At 43.4% G+C, this 14,063-nt stretch carries 14 protein-coding genes; 5 read left to right on the top strand and 9 right to left on the bottom strand.

Annotated elements, in window-relative coordinates; all coding sequences use genetic code 11:
• Positions 1-81: 81 nt before the first annotated feature.
• From ispD to FTV34_RS11300, 5 genes are read right to left on the bottom strand one after another with little or no spacing between them, the layout of a single operon-like run.
• Positions 82-795 carry a 2-C-methyl-D-erythritol 4-phosphate cytidylyltransferase gene (gene ispD, locus FTV34_RS11320; RefSeq protein ID WP_159123155.1) on the bottom strand — a complete coding sequence of 238 codons (714 nt, stop codon included), beginning with the start codon at positions 793-795 and terminating at the stop codon, positions 82-84.
• Positions 764-1,147 carry a septum formation initiator family protein gene (locus FTV34_RS11315; RefSeq protein ID WP_034171068.1) on the bottom strand — a complete coding sequence of 128 codons (384 nt, stop codon included), beginning with the start codon at positions 1,145-1,147 and terminating at the stop codon, positions 764-766. The genes ispD and FTV34_RS11315 overlap by 32 nt, the downstream gene beginning before the upstream one ends.
• Before the next feature lie 13 nt (positions 1,148-1,160).
• A complete protein-coding gene (gene eno, locus FTV34_RS11310) occupies positions 1,161-2,450 on the bottom strand; it encodes a phosphopyruvate hydratase (protein ID WP_034171067.1) in 1,290 nt (429 codons plus the stop codon).
• A 44-nt stretch (positions 2,451-2,494) separates the two neighbouring features.
• Positions 2,495-3,352, bottom strand: a complete 858-nt coding sequence (gene kdsA / locus FTV34_RS11305) for a 3-deoxy-8-phosphooctulonate synthase (protein ID WP_004783756.1) — start codon at positions 3,350-3,352, stop codon at positions 2,495-2,497.
• Between the two features lie 31 nt (positions 3,353-3,383).
• Positions 3,384-5,024: a CTP synthase gene (locus FTV34_RS11300; protein WP_180070220.1), complete on the bottom strand. Its 1,641-nt coding sequence runs from the start codon at positions 5,022-5,024 to the stop codon at positions 3,384-3,386.
• Between the two features lie 228 nt (positions 5,025-5,252).
• Between FTV34_RS11300 and FTV34_RS11295 the strand changes: the two genes are divergently transcribed.
• Positions 5,253-5,708 (top strand): hypothetical protein, encoded by a 456-nt coding sequence (locus tag FTV34_RS11295; protein ID WP_218949363.1) that lies wholly within the window; start codon positions 5,253-5,255, stop codon positions 5,706-5,708.
• A 61-nt stretch (positions 5,709-5,769) separates the two neighbouring features.
• Here the strand turns inward: FTV34_RS11295 and FTV34_RS11290 are convergent, their stop codons facing one another.
• The 3 genes from FTV34_RS11290 to FTV34_RS11280 form a co-directional block, all read right to left on the bottom strand.
• A complete protein-coding gene (locus FTV34_RS11290; RefSeq protein ID WP_166134882.1) occupies positions 5,770-6,876 on the bottom strand; it encodes a YheT family hydrolase in 1,107 nt (368 codons plus the stop codon).
• 69 nt (positions 6,877-6,945) lie between these two features.
• Positions 6,946-7,356 (bottom strand): nuclear transport factor 2 family protein, encoded by a 411-nt coding sequence (locus tag FTV34_RS11285; RefSeq protein WP_180070216.1) that lies wholly within the window; start codon positions 7,354-7,356, stop codon positions 6,946-6,948.
• A 188-nt stretch (positions 7,357-7,544) separates the two neighbouring features.
• On the bottom strand, positions 7,545-9,569 hold the full coding sequence (locus tag FTV34_RS11280; protein ID WP_180070214.1) for an NADPH-dependent 2,4-dienoyl-CoA reductase: 2,025 nt from the start codon (positions 9,567-9,569) through the stop codon (positions 7,545-7,547).
• Positions 9,570-9,735: 166 nt separating this feature from the next.
• Between FTV34_RS11280 and FTV34_RS11275 the strand changes: the two genes are divergently transcribed.
• From FTV34_RS11275 to FTV34_RS11260, 4 genes are all read left to right on the top strand, one after another.
• Entirely contained in the window at positions 9,736-10,284 is a 549-nt protein-coding gene (locus FTV34_RS11275; RefSeq protein ID WP_125279125.1) for a PadR family transcriptional regulator, read from the top strand.
• A 14-nt stretch (positions 10,285-10,298) separates the two neighbouring features.
• Positions 10,299-11,231: an alpha/beta fold hydrolase gene (locus FTV34_RS11270; protein WP_180003728.1), complete on the top strand. Its 933-nt coding sequence runs from the start codon at positions 10,299-10,301 to the stop codon at positions 11,229-11,231.
• Positions 11,232-11,250: 19 nt separating this feature from the next.
• Positions 11,251-11,955, top strand: a complete 705-nt coding sequence (locus tag FTV34_RS11265; RefSeq protein ID WP_159123161.1) for an NAD-dependent deacylase — start codon at positions 11,251-11,253, stop codon at positions 11,953-11,955.
• Positions 11,956-12,042: 87 nt separating this feature from the next.
• Complete coding sequence (locus FTV34_RS11260) at positions 12,043-12,942, top strand: LysR substrate-binding domain-containing protein (RefSeq protein WP_166134896.1); 900 nt, start codon at positions 12,043-12,045, stop codon at positions 12,940-12,942.
• Between the two features lie 293 nt (positions 12,943-13,235).
• Here the strand turns inward: FTV34_RS11260 and map are convergent, their stop codons facing one another.
• The gene (map, locus tag FTV34_RS11255) at positions 13,236-14,030 is read right to left on the bottom strand and encodes a type I methionyl aminopeptidase (RefSeq protein WP_180070212.1); all 795 of its coding nucleotides are present in this window, start codon (positions 14,028-14,030) and stop codon (positions 13,236-13,238) included.
• Positions 14,031-14,063: the final 33 nt, after the last annotated feature.

Genomic DNA, 14,063 nt, shown 5'->3' with positions numbered 1-14,063 from the left:
TCATGATGGCAAAATTATAAGTTAAAGTGCTCCGGAATAAATCGCCATTGACCGATTTATTCCATTTTTATTGCAATATATTTAGCGCTGGACAGCCAGAATCAACTTCGCCAGTTCCAGATCATCTGGATAGGTAATTTTAATATTATCGGAACGCCCCTGTACTACTTGGACGGGTTCATCTATATGTTCCAGTGCACTGGCTTCATCGGTAATGGTAGCACCATCTGCGAGTGCCTGCTGAATCGCACGCTTCAAAGTTCCAAGTTTCGCCATTTGTGGTGTTTGCGCCTGCCATAATGTCGAACGATCTACTGTCATTTCAATACCATGATCCTTTACGACACGTTTTAAGGTATCCCGTACCGGAATGGCCAGAATCGCAGCCTGATCAGTTTGAATTGCTGTATTGACCAGATCAATCAGGGAGCTTTGACTCACACAAGGACGGGCTGCATCATGCACCAAAACCCAATCCTCTTCTGAAGCAATCTCAGATAAATATTCCAAGGCATTTAGTACAGAGTTGACGCGCTCTGCACCGCCCAAGCAAAAATGTGCTTTATCCAGATGAGAAAGTGGCAGAGTCTTGGCAACATCATCCTGTGCACCAATCGCAAGGACATAACCTGCTAATGGCAATTGATTCAGACGGGAAACCGTGTGTTCAAGAACGGTCCGTTCCTGAATCATCTGGTATTGTTTAAGTTCGGTTTTGGAAAATCGGCTACCGGAACCTGCAGCTGGTAAAATGACCCACAATTTATGGTGTTGTTGGAACATCAGCTGATTCATTGGTTCTCAGGTCTACTTTATTCGGATTAAGATAAATCGGTTTATATTGAGTACTAATAGTGCTCATTTGCACAAAGGTTTCATGCGGCTTGATCAAACCTAGATCGAGACGAGCATGTTCTTCGATGGCTTCAATACCATTCTTCAAATCATAAACTTCTGCAGCCAGAACGCGATTACGTTCTTTCAGCTCTTCATTCAATTCTACTTGTTGCTGAATTTTCTGGGTCAATGCCTGATGGTCATTATAACCACCCTCACCAAACCAGTATAAATATTGAAACCCTGCGATCAAAACGATCGCAAGGCCCAACAGTACTTTACTCATCAAAGAGTCGAATACATTTAACATTGACATAAGTCGCTTAGTTCAAACCTTTGAACTCAGCTTTACCGCGATATGCAGCTTGAGTCAATTCTTCGATACGAAGTAATTGGTTATATTTCGCTACACGGTCAGAACGGCAAAGTGAACCAGTCTTGATTTGACCCGCCGCTGTACCCACTGCAAGATCCGCAATAGTAGAATCTTCAGTTTCGCCTGAACGGTGAGAGATTACAGTAGAGTAACCATTTGCTTTCGCAAGGTAGATGGCATCTAGAGTTTCAGTCAATGTACCGATCTGGTTGTACTTGATCAGGATTGAGTTACCTACTTTCTCATTGATACCGCGTTGAAGAATCTTAGGATTCGTAACGAACAGGTCATCACCGACTAACTGGATCTTGTCGCCAAGGATAGAAGTCAGGTAAGACCAGCCTTCCCAGTCAGATTCGTCCAGACCATCTTCAATTGAGATGATTGGGTATTGGTTTACCAGACCTGCAAGGTAGTCAGCAAACTGGTTGCTTGTGAACGATTTATTGCCTTCGCCAGCCAGAATGTATTGACCGTCTTTGTAGAATTCTGAAGATGCGCAGTCAAGTGCAAGCATGATGTCAGAACCAGCTTTGTAACCAGTTTGCTCGATTGCAGACAGGATCACAGTAATAGCTTCTTCGTTAGAACGAAGGTTTGGCGCAAAACCACCTTCATCACCAACAGCAGTGTTCAAACCTTGTTTCTTCAAAACTGATTTTAAAGAATGGAAGATTTCAGCACCAGCACGTAACGCTTCAGAAAATGAAGTAAAACCTACAGGCTCAATCATGAATTCCTGAATATCAACAGTGTTGTCTGCGTGAGCACCACCATTCAGGATGTTCATCATTGGAACAGGCATAGTCAAAATCTTTTGACCACGAAGATCTGCGATATATTGGTAAAGCGGAGTTTTCTTTTCTTCAGCAGCAGCACGCGCAGCAGCAAGAGATACTGCCAAAGTTGCGTTTGCACCTAATTTTTCTTTGTTTTCAGTACCGTCTAAAGCGATCATCGTATTGTCGATGTCTTTCTGTTCGAATACTGATTTACCCACTAACGCATCACGAATCAGAGTGTTTACGTTGTTAACCGCAGTTTTAACACCTTTACCTAGGTAACGTGCTTTATCGCCATCACGAAGTTCTAAAGCTTCACGAGAACCAGTTGAAGCACCAGATGGTGCACATGCACGGCCAACTACGCCAGATGCCAGGATAACGTCTGCTTCGATGGTTGGGTTACCACGAGAGTCCAAAATTTCACGTGCACGAATGTCAACGATTTGGCTCATGAACAATTCCTCAGTTGATTAATAACAGGATGCTTAAAACTGCATCAATGGGTATCTAATTTTTCAAATCCTTTCACTAGAGTATCCAGCTCTTTTAATTGAGCCAGGAATGGTTCTAGTTGAGATAAACGCAAGGCACAAGGACCATCACATTTTGCCACATCCGGATTTGGATGAGCTTCCAGGAATAAACCTGCAAGACCTGTCGCCATACCGGCACGCGCCAGTGTAGTAATCTGCGCACGACGACCACCGGCAGAGTCAGCACGACCGCCTGGAGTTTGTAATGCATGTGTTACATCAAAGAATACTGGCACGTTCATTTCTTTCATGATGTCGAAGCCCAGCATGTCTACAACCAGATTGTTGTAACCAAAAGCAGAACCACGCTCACAAAGAATCAGCTTGTCATTCCCTGCTTCCAGACACTTATGCAAAATGTGGCGCATTTCGTGCGGAGCAAGGAACTGGGCTTTCTTGATGTTGATAATGGCATCAGTTTTTGCCATCGCTTCAACCAGGTCAGTCTGACGACTTAAGAATGCAGGTAGCTGGATAATGTCAGCAACTTCTGCCACAGGAGCAGCCTGATACGGCTCATGTACATCAGTGATAATTGGCACATTAAAATGTTTTTTAATGTCGGCTAACCACTCGATTCCTTTTTCCAGGCCAGGCCCACGGAATGAGTTCAGGCTTGAACGGTTGGCTTTGTCAAAACTTGCTTTAAAGACATATGGAATATCTAAACGTTTGCAGATATCAACATAAGTCTCTGCAATTTCAAAAGCTAAGTCTTTCGACTCAAGTACGTTCATGCCGCCGAATAGTACAAATGGCAAGTGGTTTGCCATTTGTATATCGCCTAAACGTACAATTTCTTGTGGTTTTAATTGTGACATTTAAACTTCCTAGTTGTGTCTTAAACTCGCATTATTTAGTTTTTTGGTACTGTTTTTTCGCAGCATCAATGAAACCGGCAAATAATGGATGTCCATCACGTGGCGAGCTGGTAAATTCCGGGTGGAATTGTACTGCAATAAACCAAGGATGTGCAGGAATTTCAACAGTTTCTACCAGGTGTTGCACTGGAGAATAACCAGAAATCTTCATGCCTTTTTCTTCCAGCACTGGGATATAACGGTTGTTCATCTCGTAACGGTGACGGTGACGTTCGATAATTTCATCCGAACCATACACTTCAGCAGTCTTGGTACCCGGTACCAGTTCAGACTTCTGTGCACCTAGACGCATGGTACCGCCAAGATCAGAATCTACTGAACGCTGTTGAACTTCACCGCGCTCATCTAACCATTCAGTGATCAGACCAATCAATGGAGATTTGGTTGAACGGTTGAATTCTGTTGAAGTCGCATCAGTGATACCCGCCACATTACGTGCATATTCGATCACTGCAAGCTGCATACCCAAGCAGATGCCCAAGAATGGAACACCGTTTTCACGTGCGTATTTGATCGCCTGCATTTTGCCTTCAGTACCACGTTCACCGAAACCACCTGGAACCAAGATTGCATCCGCATCTTTCAATACTTCATTGACATCTTGGCTTTCAAGCTCTTCAGCATTGACATAGTCGATCTGAACTTTCACGCGGTTTTGAATACCGGCATGTAAAAGTGCTTCGTTCACAGACTTATAGGCATCTGGAAGTTCAACATATTTACCAACCATTGCCACACGAACGGTGTATTCAGGGTTCAGTAAAGCTTCTACCACATTATCCCAGTCAGACAGGTCTGCTTCTGGAAGATTGTCATAGCCGAAACGTTCACAGATGAGATCATCAACGTTCTGTTCATAGAAAGTACGTGGAATCTGGTAGATCGTACGTGCATCTTTACACACGACCACTGCACGCGCTTCTACGTTAGTGAACAAGGCAATTTTACGCGTCGTATCTGCATCAACATCATGTTCAGTACGGCAGATCAAAATGTCTGGTTGAATACCAATAGACAGAAGTTCTTTTACTGAGTGTTGAGTTGGTTTAGTTTTTAATTCTGCTGCAGACTTAATGTATGGGAGTAACGTTAAGTGCATCAGCATCGTACGTTTATGACCAAGTTCAACCATTAACTGACGTACAGATTCCATGAATGGGAGAGATTCAATGTCACCTACAGTACCGCCGATCTCAACGATCGCAACGTCATAACCTTCGCCAGCGCGAAGTACACGTTCTTTGATGTTGTCAGTAATGTGTGGAATAACTTGTACAGTACCACCCAGGTAGTCACCACGGCGTTCTTTATTCAGAACATCCTGGTAAACACGGCCTGAGGTAAAGTTATTCAGTTTGGTCATTTTCGCACGACGCAAGAAACGTTCGTAGTAACCCAAGTCTAAGTCTGTTTCAGCACCGTCTTCTGTAACAAAAACTTCACCGTGCTGGAATGGGCTCATAGTCCCTGGATCGACATTAATGTATGGATCCATTTTTACCATGGTCACTTTTAAACCACGGGCTTCTAAAAGTGCAGCAACAGAAGCAGCTGAAATACCTTTACCTAGTGATGAAACAACACCACCAGTCACGAAAATAAAATGGGTCATTGGGTTTCTCGTACAATCGAGCCTAAATCGGCCTGCAATGTTGCGCAATTTTACTTTACCTTGTACCAATAAAGCAAAGTCAATCCGCATCAAATCAAAGAACAATAAACAATTGACTATTCTAACAGCAATTCCTTAAAAAAATTACAGTAAGTTCATATGATTTATATATTGCATTTTGCTGCTATAATAGGAATATTCACACCCTACACTATTCTGTTTGATGCAATGATGATGAAGAAACTTTTAATCTGTACCCTGATCCTGACTGGCCTTACACTGACTGGTTGTGTAAAAAAAGAAGCTCCAAAAGAAGAAGAACAAACCGAAGTTACTCCAGCATCTGAAGTGGTTGCTCCGGAACCTGTACAACTTGAGCCTGTTGAACCATTAGAATCAACACCAGTTGAACCGGTTGAAGAAGCACCAGCAGCACCGACTGTTGAAATCCAGCGCGAACAAACTGCGAATACTACGACTGAAATTCGCCGTGAAGTTAAAAAACCGGAACCTGCTCAATCAGAGCCTGTGCCTGCAGCTGAAACAAATTCAAGCACTGAGCAGCCTGCAAAACCTGCAGCAACACCAGCCGCTCCTAAAAACAACTCATCTTCTGCAAACAAGTCTGAAGATGATGCAGTTGCAGATGCAATTGCTGCTGCTATGCCAGCACTTGAAAACTAATATAATCCTTCATCAAAAAAACCCAGCTTATGCTGGGTTTTTTATGGTTTAAAAATCTCTTTCAAGCTGCCGTTGGAGTATCGGAAAGTTGCAGTAAATAATCTGCCATCAGACGAGTGGCCCATGATTCTGTCTGCATTAAGCCCTGATAAAAGCCACAATGGCTACCTTTTTTAGTGGTGACGACCACAATATTTGGCATGGCTCGAATGACATCCTTATACGGTTCCAGATTCTGGATATGACAGACCGGGTCATCTTCCGAATTCAAAATCATCAATGGAATTTTGACATTTTCAAATACATAAATTGGATTGGTGGCCTTGGTATAACTTTCATAATCTGAAAAGCCTGCCAGCTCATAGTAGCGCTGTTCAAATTCAGACAAGTCTTTCACCTCAAGCAATTGCTTCCATGAAGGATAAATCTGCCAGGTTTCCTGATAAGGATGGATAAAACGTTTGATCAGTTTTTTAGCCATGACTTTGCTATAAAACGGATGTACATAGGCAAAACCGGTTTCAGTGTTATAGCCTGGGCATAAAGCAAAGGCTGCTTTGAGTGGGGTTTGCTCGCCCTCTTCACCCAAGTAGCGAACCAGCAATCCTGTCCCCGCAGAGGAACCCACACCATAGAGATCGGATTGAGGAAACTTGTCCTGAATATAGAGCAACTGTTCACGCAGATCTTGGGTTGAACCAAACAAGTTCATTTTTGGCACAGGCATTGGCAGGTCAGCATGACCACGGCGCAAACACAGAGCAACACGCCAGCCTGTATATTTATGTAGGTCACGCACCAGCTCCCGCATGGATTCCGGAGAGCCGGTAATGGTATGCAATAGCACAATGGTAGGTGTACTTGGCGGTAAATCTAAACCATACCAGGCAATGCCAGTAATGCCGCCATCGGACATATTCAGCTGCTCAAGCACATCATATTGCAGCTTAATCGTGCGTTTTTTTATCAAGTCCAGATATAGAATGTGCGCATGCGCATTCGATAACCACGGTGTTGGACGATATTTCTGTTTTAAAAGTGGTAAACGTTCAATCACACCAGAAAATAAACCATTCGGATTATAATAAAGTGTTGGAAGATCGGCTCCGCTAAAGCGGTCCAGATATTCACTTGAAAGTTGACTCATTTTTTTAAGCCACATTTTCATCTGTATTCCCCTCTAGTTTTCTATCAGTGATGTACAAACTTCATGCCGACTTGAATCAATTTTAGGAAATTAAGTATTAGCCTGATAAGCCTGAATCCGCTGGCCCATTTCTATAGCTAAGGCTTCAAGTCCAGATTTTGGTCGTATCATTACTTCAAAATCAATGATCTGACCTTCATCATTGAACTGAATCATGTCGATTCCCTTAAGTTTCTTATCGCCGACATTGGCGGAGAACTCAAGTACAACATTGTTACCATCTTCACTAAGAAATTCGCGGTGATAAGTAAAGTTTTCAAAGACCTGAATCACATTACTCAAGATAAAAAATACAACCTGTTTCCCAGGATAAGGATGAAAAGCCACGGGCGAGCGGAATACAACATCGTCCGCAAGGAGTTCATTCAATATGGACATGTCACGTGTTTCAAACATTTCATGCCAGCGCGTGATTGCAGTTTGGGTTATTTGTAGTGTCATTATTATTTCCTTTTTGTTGTAAAGTCCCCCTTTGCAAAAAGGGGGACTTAGGGTGATTCTGTTGTTTCAGAATAGAATCCTCTCCCTAACCCTCTCCTTTAACAAAGGAGAGGGAATGTTGCGAATCAACTTTCTTTCATGACAATTTCGTATGAAAGCAAAAACTGTCATCTTTTAAATTTTATCAATTAAATTACCGCAGCCAATTCAGCACCCTGACGGATCGCACGTTTAGCATCCAGCTCGCCAGCTTCTTTCGCACCACCAATGAGATGCACGTTTTTACCGGCAGCTTTTAGTTCATCAAACATGGCAGTATAAGATTCCTGACCAGCACAGATAATGACATTATCTACGTCTAATACTGCAGGTTGATCATTCACTATAACGTGCAAGCCCTGATCATCAATTTTTTCATAGCTTGCACCGGCAATCATTTTGACATTACGGTGTTTTAAGCCAGTACGGTGAATCCAGCCTGTGGTTTTACCCAGACTTGAACCGACAGAAGCTGCTTTACGCTGCAATAAATAAATTTCACGTTCAGGCTGTTCTACATTGGCGGTCTTGAGTCCACCAACATTTTCATAGTTAGTATCGATTCCCCATTCATCATAGAATTTTTCCGGATTGACGCTACCACTTTCGGTCCCATGACTGAGCATCTCAGCCGTATCAAAGCCAATACCCCCTGCACCAATAATCGCTACACGCTGGCCGACTGGTTTACGCTCTCTTAGTACCTCCAGATAAGACAACACTTTAGGATGATCAATTCCAGGAATATCGAGCTGACGCGGTGTCACCCCAGTGGCAACCACAATGTCATCAAATTCGGCTGAAATCAGCTGATCAAAGGTCGCGGTGCAATTTAATTTCAATTGAATACGGGGTTGCAACTCAATCTGACGTTTGAAATAACGTAAGGTTTCATAAAACTCTTCCTTACCTGGAATGGTCTTCGCAATATTAAATTGCCCACCAATCTGTGCTGAAGCTTCAAATACTGTTACATGATGACCACGACCTGCTGCATAGATAGCAAAGCTTAAACCTGCTGGTCCTGCACCAATCACTGCAATATTTTTGGCTACATTGGTTTCTTTAAAAATCAGTTCAGTTTCATAACACGCGCGTGGATTCACCAGACAGGTAGCAATTTTCATCGAGAAAATATGATCCAGACAGGCCTGATTACAACCGATACAGGTATTAATTTCATCACTACGGCCCTGTTCTGCTTTTAAGACAAACTCAGAGTCTGCCAGCATTGGACGTGCCATTGACACCATATCGGCATCGCCTGTAGCCAGGACATATTCTGCCATTTCCGGCGTATTAATACGGTTAGAGGTAATAAGAGGAATACTCACATGACCTTTTAGCTTGCGCGTAACCCAAGTAAAGGCCGCACGTGGCACTTTGGTAGCAATGGTCGGAATACGCGCTTCATGCCAGCCAATACCGGTATTAATAATCGTCGCGCCCGCTTTCTCAATGGCTTTGGCCAGTTGGATTACTTCTTCTAGAGTTGAACCGCCTTCAACCAGATCCAGCATGGAAAGACGATAGATAATAATAAAATTCTCACCGACCATTTCACGGGTACGGCGTACAATTTCAATCGGGAAACGGATACGGTTTTCATAACTACCACCCCATTCATCATCACGATGATTAGTACGCGCTGCGATGAACTCATTGATCAGGTAACCTTCTGAACCCATGATTTCGACACCGTCATAACCGGCGTATTGAGCCAGTCTGGCACAGTTGGCAAAGTCATCAATGGTTTGCTGCACTTCAGCAGAGCTTAAAGCATGCGGTTTGACTGGATTAATCGGTGCCTGAATTGGAGACGGCGCGACATTTTCCGCCTGATAAGAGTAACGGCCGGTATGCAGGATCTGCATGGCAATTTTCCCGCCAGCCTCATGCACGGCTTGAGTAATGATTTTATGCTTTTCAGCTTCTTCAATCGTGTCGAGCTTGGAACCGCCCTGAAAAGTGACGCCATGATCATTCGGTGAGATACCACCTGTCACAATTAATGCTACGCCACCCTTGGCGCGTTCTGCATAAAAGGCAGCCATCCGATTATAACCACCTGGTGCTTCTTCTAAGCCCACATGCATAGAGCCCATCAAGACACGGTTTTTAAGCGTGGTAAAACCCAGATCCAGTGGGGCAAGTAAATTCGGATATTTAGACATTTCAACTCCCTAGCGTGCAGATGTGCTGGCTATTTTTATTCAGGCTGACTGATTTATTTCCATCAAGCATCAGCCTTATGCAACTTGTTGCACTAATTTATAGTGCAGAATTGATTTTTATGCAACATGTTGCATAATAATCCCGAGTCACTTTTTTGAGACGTTTATGTCTTTATCACATGTTTTACTCACCAGCCTGATTGAGAAACCGAGTACCGGCATTGAGCTAGCACGCCGTTTTGACCGCTCCATGGGTTTCTTCTGGAATGCCACCCATCAGCAGATCTATCGTGAATTGAATGCCATGCTGCAAAAAGGCTGGATTTCGACCATAGAAGAGGAAGATTCTCATAGCCGTAAAAAAACCTATCAGGTAGAACGACTCGGCCGGGAAGAACTGGCTAACTGGATGCTGGAGCATAGTTCTCCTGCACAGCTTCGTGAAGAATTGATGGTTCGTCTGCGTGCAGAAGCCCAGCTTGGCGGCAACAACACCTTACCTGAACTGGAACGCCATCTAGAAATACATAAAGAAAAGCTTAAAACCTATCAGCATATTTTCGCCAAAGACTTTGCTCAAGCTGACGAAAATGACCGAACCCTGTATATTCATAAAATGATTCTGCAACTGGGTATTGATCAGGAACTGGGCTGGATTGCCTGGCTGGAACAGGTTATTCCCAGACTTAAACAATTCGATGTAGAAAAATTATAAATACGGAGATATGCATGCCCTTCTATACCATGGCAGATGGCGAACAGTTATTTGTACGTGAATACGGTCAGGGTCAACCTGTACTAGTCTTATCAGGTCTGGGCATGTTGAGCTGGCAATGGGCAGCTTTTCTCTATCCACATCAGAAAAATTTCCGCTTTATCATTCCTGAATGGCGCGGTTTTGGGGCGTCTAGTCACTGCAAAATCCCGCAAGACCTGGATGCGATTTCCAGTCACTGGCTTGATGTTCAGTCGGTGATCCAGCAGCTCAATTTAGATCAATTCATTGTAATTGCTTACTCTATGGGCGCAACCACTACCATGCATGGCTTGTGCTATGGAGATTTTTCCAAACACATAGCAGCTTATTTGCATATTGATCAAACACCGAAGATTCCGGTGGATGATGCCTGGGCATTTGGACTTTTTGGTCCACGCCATCAGGAATTTATTGAAATTTTGCAGCAGCTTTCAACATTACTTGCAGAACATCAGCATATTGAACTCATTCGGGATCTGGATAATTCAGTACGTCAGCAGATTGCAGCATTATGGCTGCGCTTTATCCAGCTACAAAATGATCGTCCAGCCAGTTTGAAAGTATTTAAGTTCATCATGAATCAACCTCGTCTGCAAAGCCTGCTCCTGCCTTCTAGCCGGGTGGATTATATGACGTGGTACATCAATAATTATTTATATCATCAGGAAGATTATCGTGAAGCTCTGGCGAAGCTTACTTGTCCGGTGACTTTCTTTAGCGGTGTGCAGTCCAAACTCTATCCTGTTGAAGGTCAGCGCCTGATTGCTCAAAGCCTGCCTCAGGCTAAACAGGTATTTTTCACGAAATCTGGCCATACCCCCTTACTGACCGAACCACTCAAATTTGCCAGGGAGCTCGATACCTTTCTAAAAGAAAATTCTCAATACAGTTCTTCAGCGGCCTAAAGATTCAGGAGAAGAAATCATGAAAAAACTGGTGGTGTTTTCAGGTGCTGGCATGAGTGCGGAAAGTGGGATCAACACCTTCCGTGATAGTGATGGGCTTTGGGAACAGTATCGTATAGAAGAAGTGGCCACACCGGAAGCTTGGGCTAAAAATCCGGAACTGGTGCAACGCTTTTATAATGCCCGACGTAAAAATATTCTGGAAGCACAGCCAAATGCAGCTCATCAACTCATTGCCGAACTTGAAGATGATTTTGATGTCCATGTGATTACCCAGAATATTGATGATCTGCATGAACGTGCTGGAAGCTCCAAGGTCATTCATCTGCATGGCAATATCCGCCTAGCCAAAACCTCAGGCCCGAATTGTCAGTACACCACCGAGTTTTATCCGATTGAAGGGACTGAATTAGATTTAACTAAACACTTCTGTAAGGAGGGCTATCCACTACGTCCACATGTAGTCTGGTTTGGCGAAGCCGTACCTGCTTATGAAGAAGCACAAGATTGTGTACAGGATGCTGACATTTTCGTGGTTATTGGAACTAGCTTACAAGTATATCCTGTTGCTGGCTTAATCCATGAGATTACAGCTCACTGCACAGCTTATTATATTGATCCCAAAGCAGATCAACAGCATTTACCCGCCCAGTTCCACAAGATTTCCCAGACGGCCACAGAAGGCATGAAGACCTTACTTAAATTACTTGAGTCCGAGATCTAGTCATCATTCAAAATTCGTATTCTATAGTTGACAGTATGCAACAATCATTTTTTAATCAGCCTATTGTTGCAGGAATGGAATTAAACGATGCTGACTGATCTGGATGATTTTTACTGTTTTGCGCAGGTCGTTGAACATGGCGGCTTTAGTGCAGCCGAACGTGCCACCGATATTCCCAAATCCAAGCTCAGCCGCCGTGTTTATAATCTGGAAGAACGCCTTGGTGTCCGCCTGATTCAGCGTAGTTCTCGCCATTTTGCAGTCACTGATATTGGCATGAATATCTATCGACATGCACAAGTGATGCTCAGTGCAGCACAGGCCGCCCATGATCTGGTGGATCATCTCAGTACTGAACCGCGTGGTACCATTAAAATCAGCCTGCCCGTCTCCATTGCCCAGAATGAAATGGCAAAAATCCTGCCGGATTTCCTGAAAAAATATCCTGAAATTAAAGTCCAGATGATGATCACCAATCGACGTGTAGACATTATTAATGAAGGCTTTGATCTGGCCCTACGGGTACGGACCAGCCTGGATGATGATCCGAATCTGGTGATTCGTCAGTTTGAAAAAATTGAACAGCATCTGTTTGCCAGTCAGGGCTATTTAAATGAATTTGGCGATCTTAAAACACCTGAACAGCTCTCTGAACATAAAATTTTAAGCATGGCTGAGGAACATACTGAACAATTCCTGATATTGCAGAATGAGCAGCAGCAACAGAAGAAAATCCGGATCAACCCGACCGTAATGGGATCAGACCTGAATATGCTGGCACAACTGGCAGCTTCAGGCTGTGGTATTACCTTATTGCCCGATAATGTCGTGCAGCAATATATAGAACGGGGCGAACTGGTTCGGGTACTTTCAGACTGGAAAACGGCACATGGAATTTTCCATCTGGTTTATCCTTCCCGTCGTGGTCTGTTACCAGCTGTAAGAGTATTTATTGATTATCTGGTTGAGCATCTGCATCTTGTATAAATAGACATATTTCAGGCAAAAAAATAGCTCATTCTTGGGGAAAAATGAGCTAATAAAAACGATTCACTACAGCATGAAGTGAACGAAAGGAAACTACTACCGCCAAGCCAAATCTAATACACAGCAATCAGACATCTAACAAAGCAAATATCAACTAACTATAAATAGATTAAGAGAATTTGGCTGGTTAAACCACTTCTTCATGTAGTATTTTGTAGGCTTTTGTCATTAATAACACGTATGCTGTAATTTATGTAAGCTACTGTATTTCAATGCATAACATGAAAAATAATTTAAATTTCCGGATATTCGCCAGTGCCTTCTGGCCACGGCGATAACAGTTCAAAACCTGTTTCAGTCACGACTACCATGTGTTCCCATTGAGCCGACCAGGATTTATCTGCAGTCACGACTGTCCAGCCGTCCTTCAACTCTTTAACACGCGCTTTACCCATGTTGACCATAGGTTCAATGGTAAAGACCATACCGGGTACCAGTTTGATGCCCTGACCTGGTTGTCCGTAATGCAGAATGTTTGGCTGTTCGTGATAAATTTTACCAATCCCATGACCACAATATTCACGCACAATGGTGTAGCCTTCACGCTGTGCAACAGACTGGATTGCATAACCAATATCGCCTAGGGTTGCACCCGGTTTAACGGCATGAATCCCCGCAACCATAGCTTCATAAGTGGTTTCGACCAGACGTTTGGCTTCAGGAGATGGTGTGCCGACATAATACATTCGGCTGGTATCGCCAAAATAACCATCTTTAATGATCGCAACGTCAATATTAATAATATCGCCGTCTTGCAAGACAGTATTCGGAGATGGAATACCATGACAAACCACTTCATTCGGTGAAATACAGGTGGTTTTGGTATAACCATAATAGCCAATATTGGCAGGCGTCACTTTTAGCGTATTGACGATAAAATCATGACAGATGTCATCCAGATATTCAGTCGTGACACCCGGCTTGACATGCTCCCCGATCATTTCCAAGACCTGTGCAGCCAAACGCCCAGATATACGTAATTTTTCGATATCTTGTTCGGTTTTCAGAGTAATCGCTGGAGCTCGCATGGATCTATCCTCAAGGTGAATCGGGAAATTATA

The organism is Acinetobacter sp. YH16038 (genome assembly GCF_013417275.1).
GTDB lineage: Bacteria > Pseudomonadota > Gammaproteobacteria > Pseudomonadales > Moraxellaceae > Acinetobacter.
Note: the sequence above shows the minus strand (reverse complement) of the source record. Positions and strands in the feature narration are given on the sequence as shown.

Bases quoted from the DNA above. Each gene is read 5' to 3' on its own strand.
- ispD (WP_159123155.1), bottom strand. From the start codon at position 795: ATGAATCAGCTGATGTTCCAACAACACCATAAATTGTGGGTCATTTTA.
- FTV34_RS11315 (WP_034171068.1), bottom strand. From the start codon at position 1,147: ATGTTAAATGTATTCGACTCTTTGATGAGTAAAGTACTGTTGGGCCTT.
- eno (WP_034171067.1), bottom strand. From the start codon at position 2,450: ATGAGCCAAATCGTTGACATTCGTGCACGTGAAATTTTGGACTCTCGT.
- kdsA (WP_004783756.1), bottom strand. From the start codon at position 3,352: ATGTCACAATTAAAACCACAAGAAATTGTACGTTTAGGCGATATACAA.
- FTV34_RS11300 (WP_180070220.1), bottom strand. From the start codon at position 5,024: ATGACCCATTTTATTTTCGTGACTGGTGGTGTTGTTTCATCACTAGGT.
- FTV34_RS11295 (WP_218949363.1), top strand. From the start codon at position 5,253: ATGATGATGAAGAAACTTTTAATCTGTACCCTGATCCTGACTGGCCTT.
- FTV34_RS11290 (WP_166134882.1), bottom strand. From the start codon at position 6,876: ATGAAAATGTGGCTTAAAAAAATGAGTCAACTTTCAAGTGAATATCTG.
- FTV34_RS11285 (WP_180070216.1), bottom strand. From the start codon at position 7,356: ATGACACTACAAATAACCCAAACTGCAATCACGCGCTGGCATGAAATG.
- FTV34_RS11280 (WP_180070214.1), bottom strand. From the start codon at position 9,569: ATGTCTAAATATCCGAATTTACTTGCCCCACTGGATCTGGGTTTTACC.
- FTV34_RS11275 (WP_125279125.1), top strand. From the start codon at position 9,736: ATGTCTTTATCACATGTTTTACTCACCAGCCTGATTGAGAAACCGAGT.
- FTV34_RS11270 (WP_180003728.1), top strand. From the start codon at position 10,299: ATGCCCTTCTATACCATGGCAGATGGCGAACAGTTATTTGTACGTGAA.
- FTV34_RS11265 (WP_159123161.1), top strand. From the start codon at position 11,251: ATGAAAAAACTGGTGGTGTTTTCAGGTGCTGGCATGAGTGCGGAAAGT.
- FTV34_RS11260 (WP_166134896.1), top strand. From the start codon at position 12,043: ATGCTGACTGATCTGGATGATTTTTACTGTTTTGCGCAGGTCGTTGAA.
- map (WP_180070212.1), bottom strand. From the start codon at position 14,030: ATGCGAGCTCCAGCGATTACTCTGAAAACCGAACAAGATATCGAAAAA.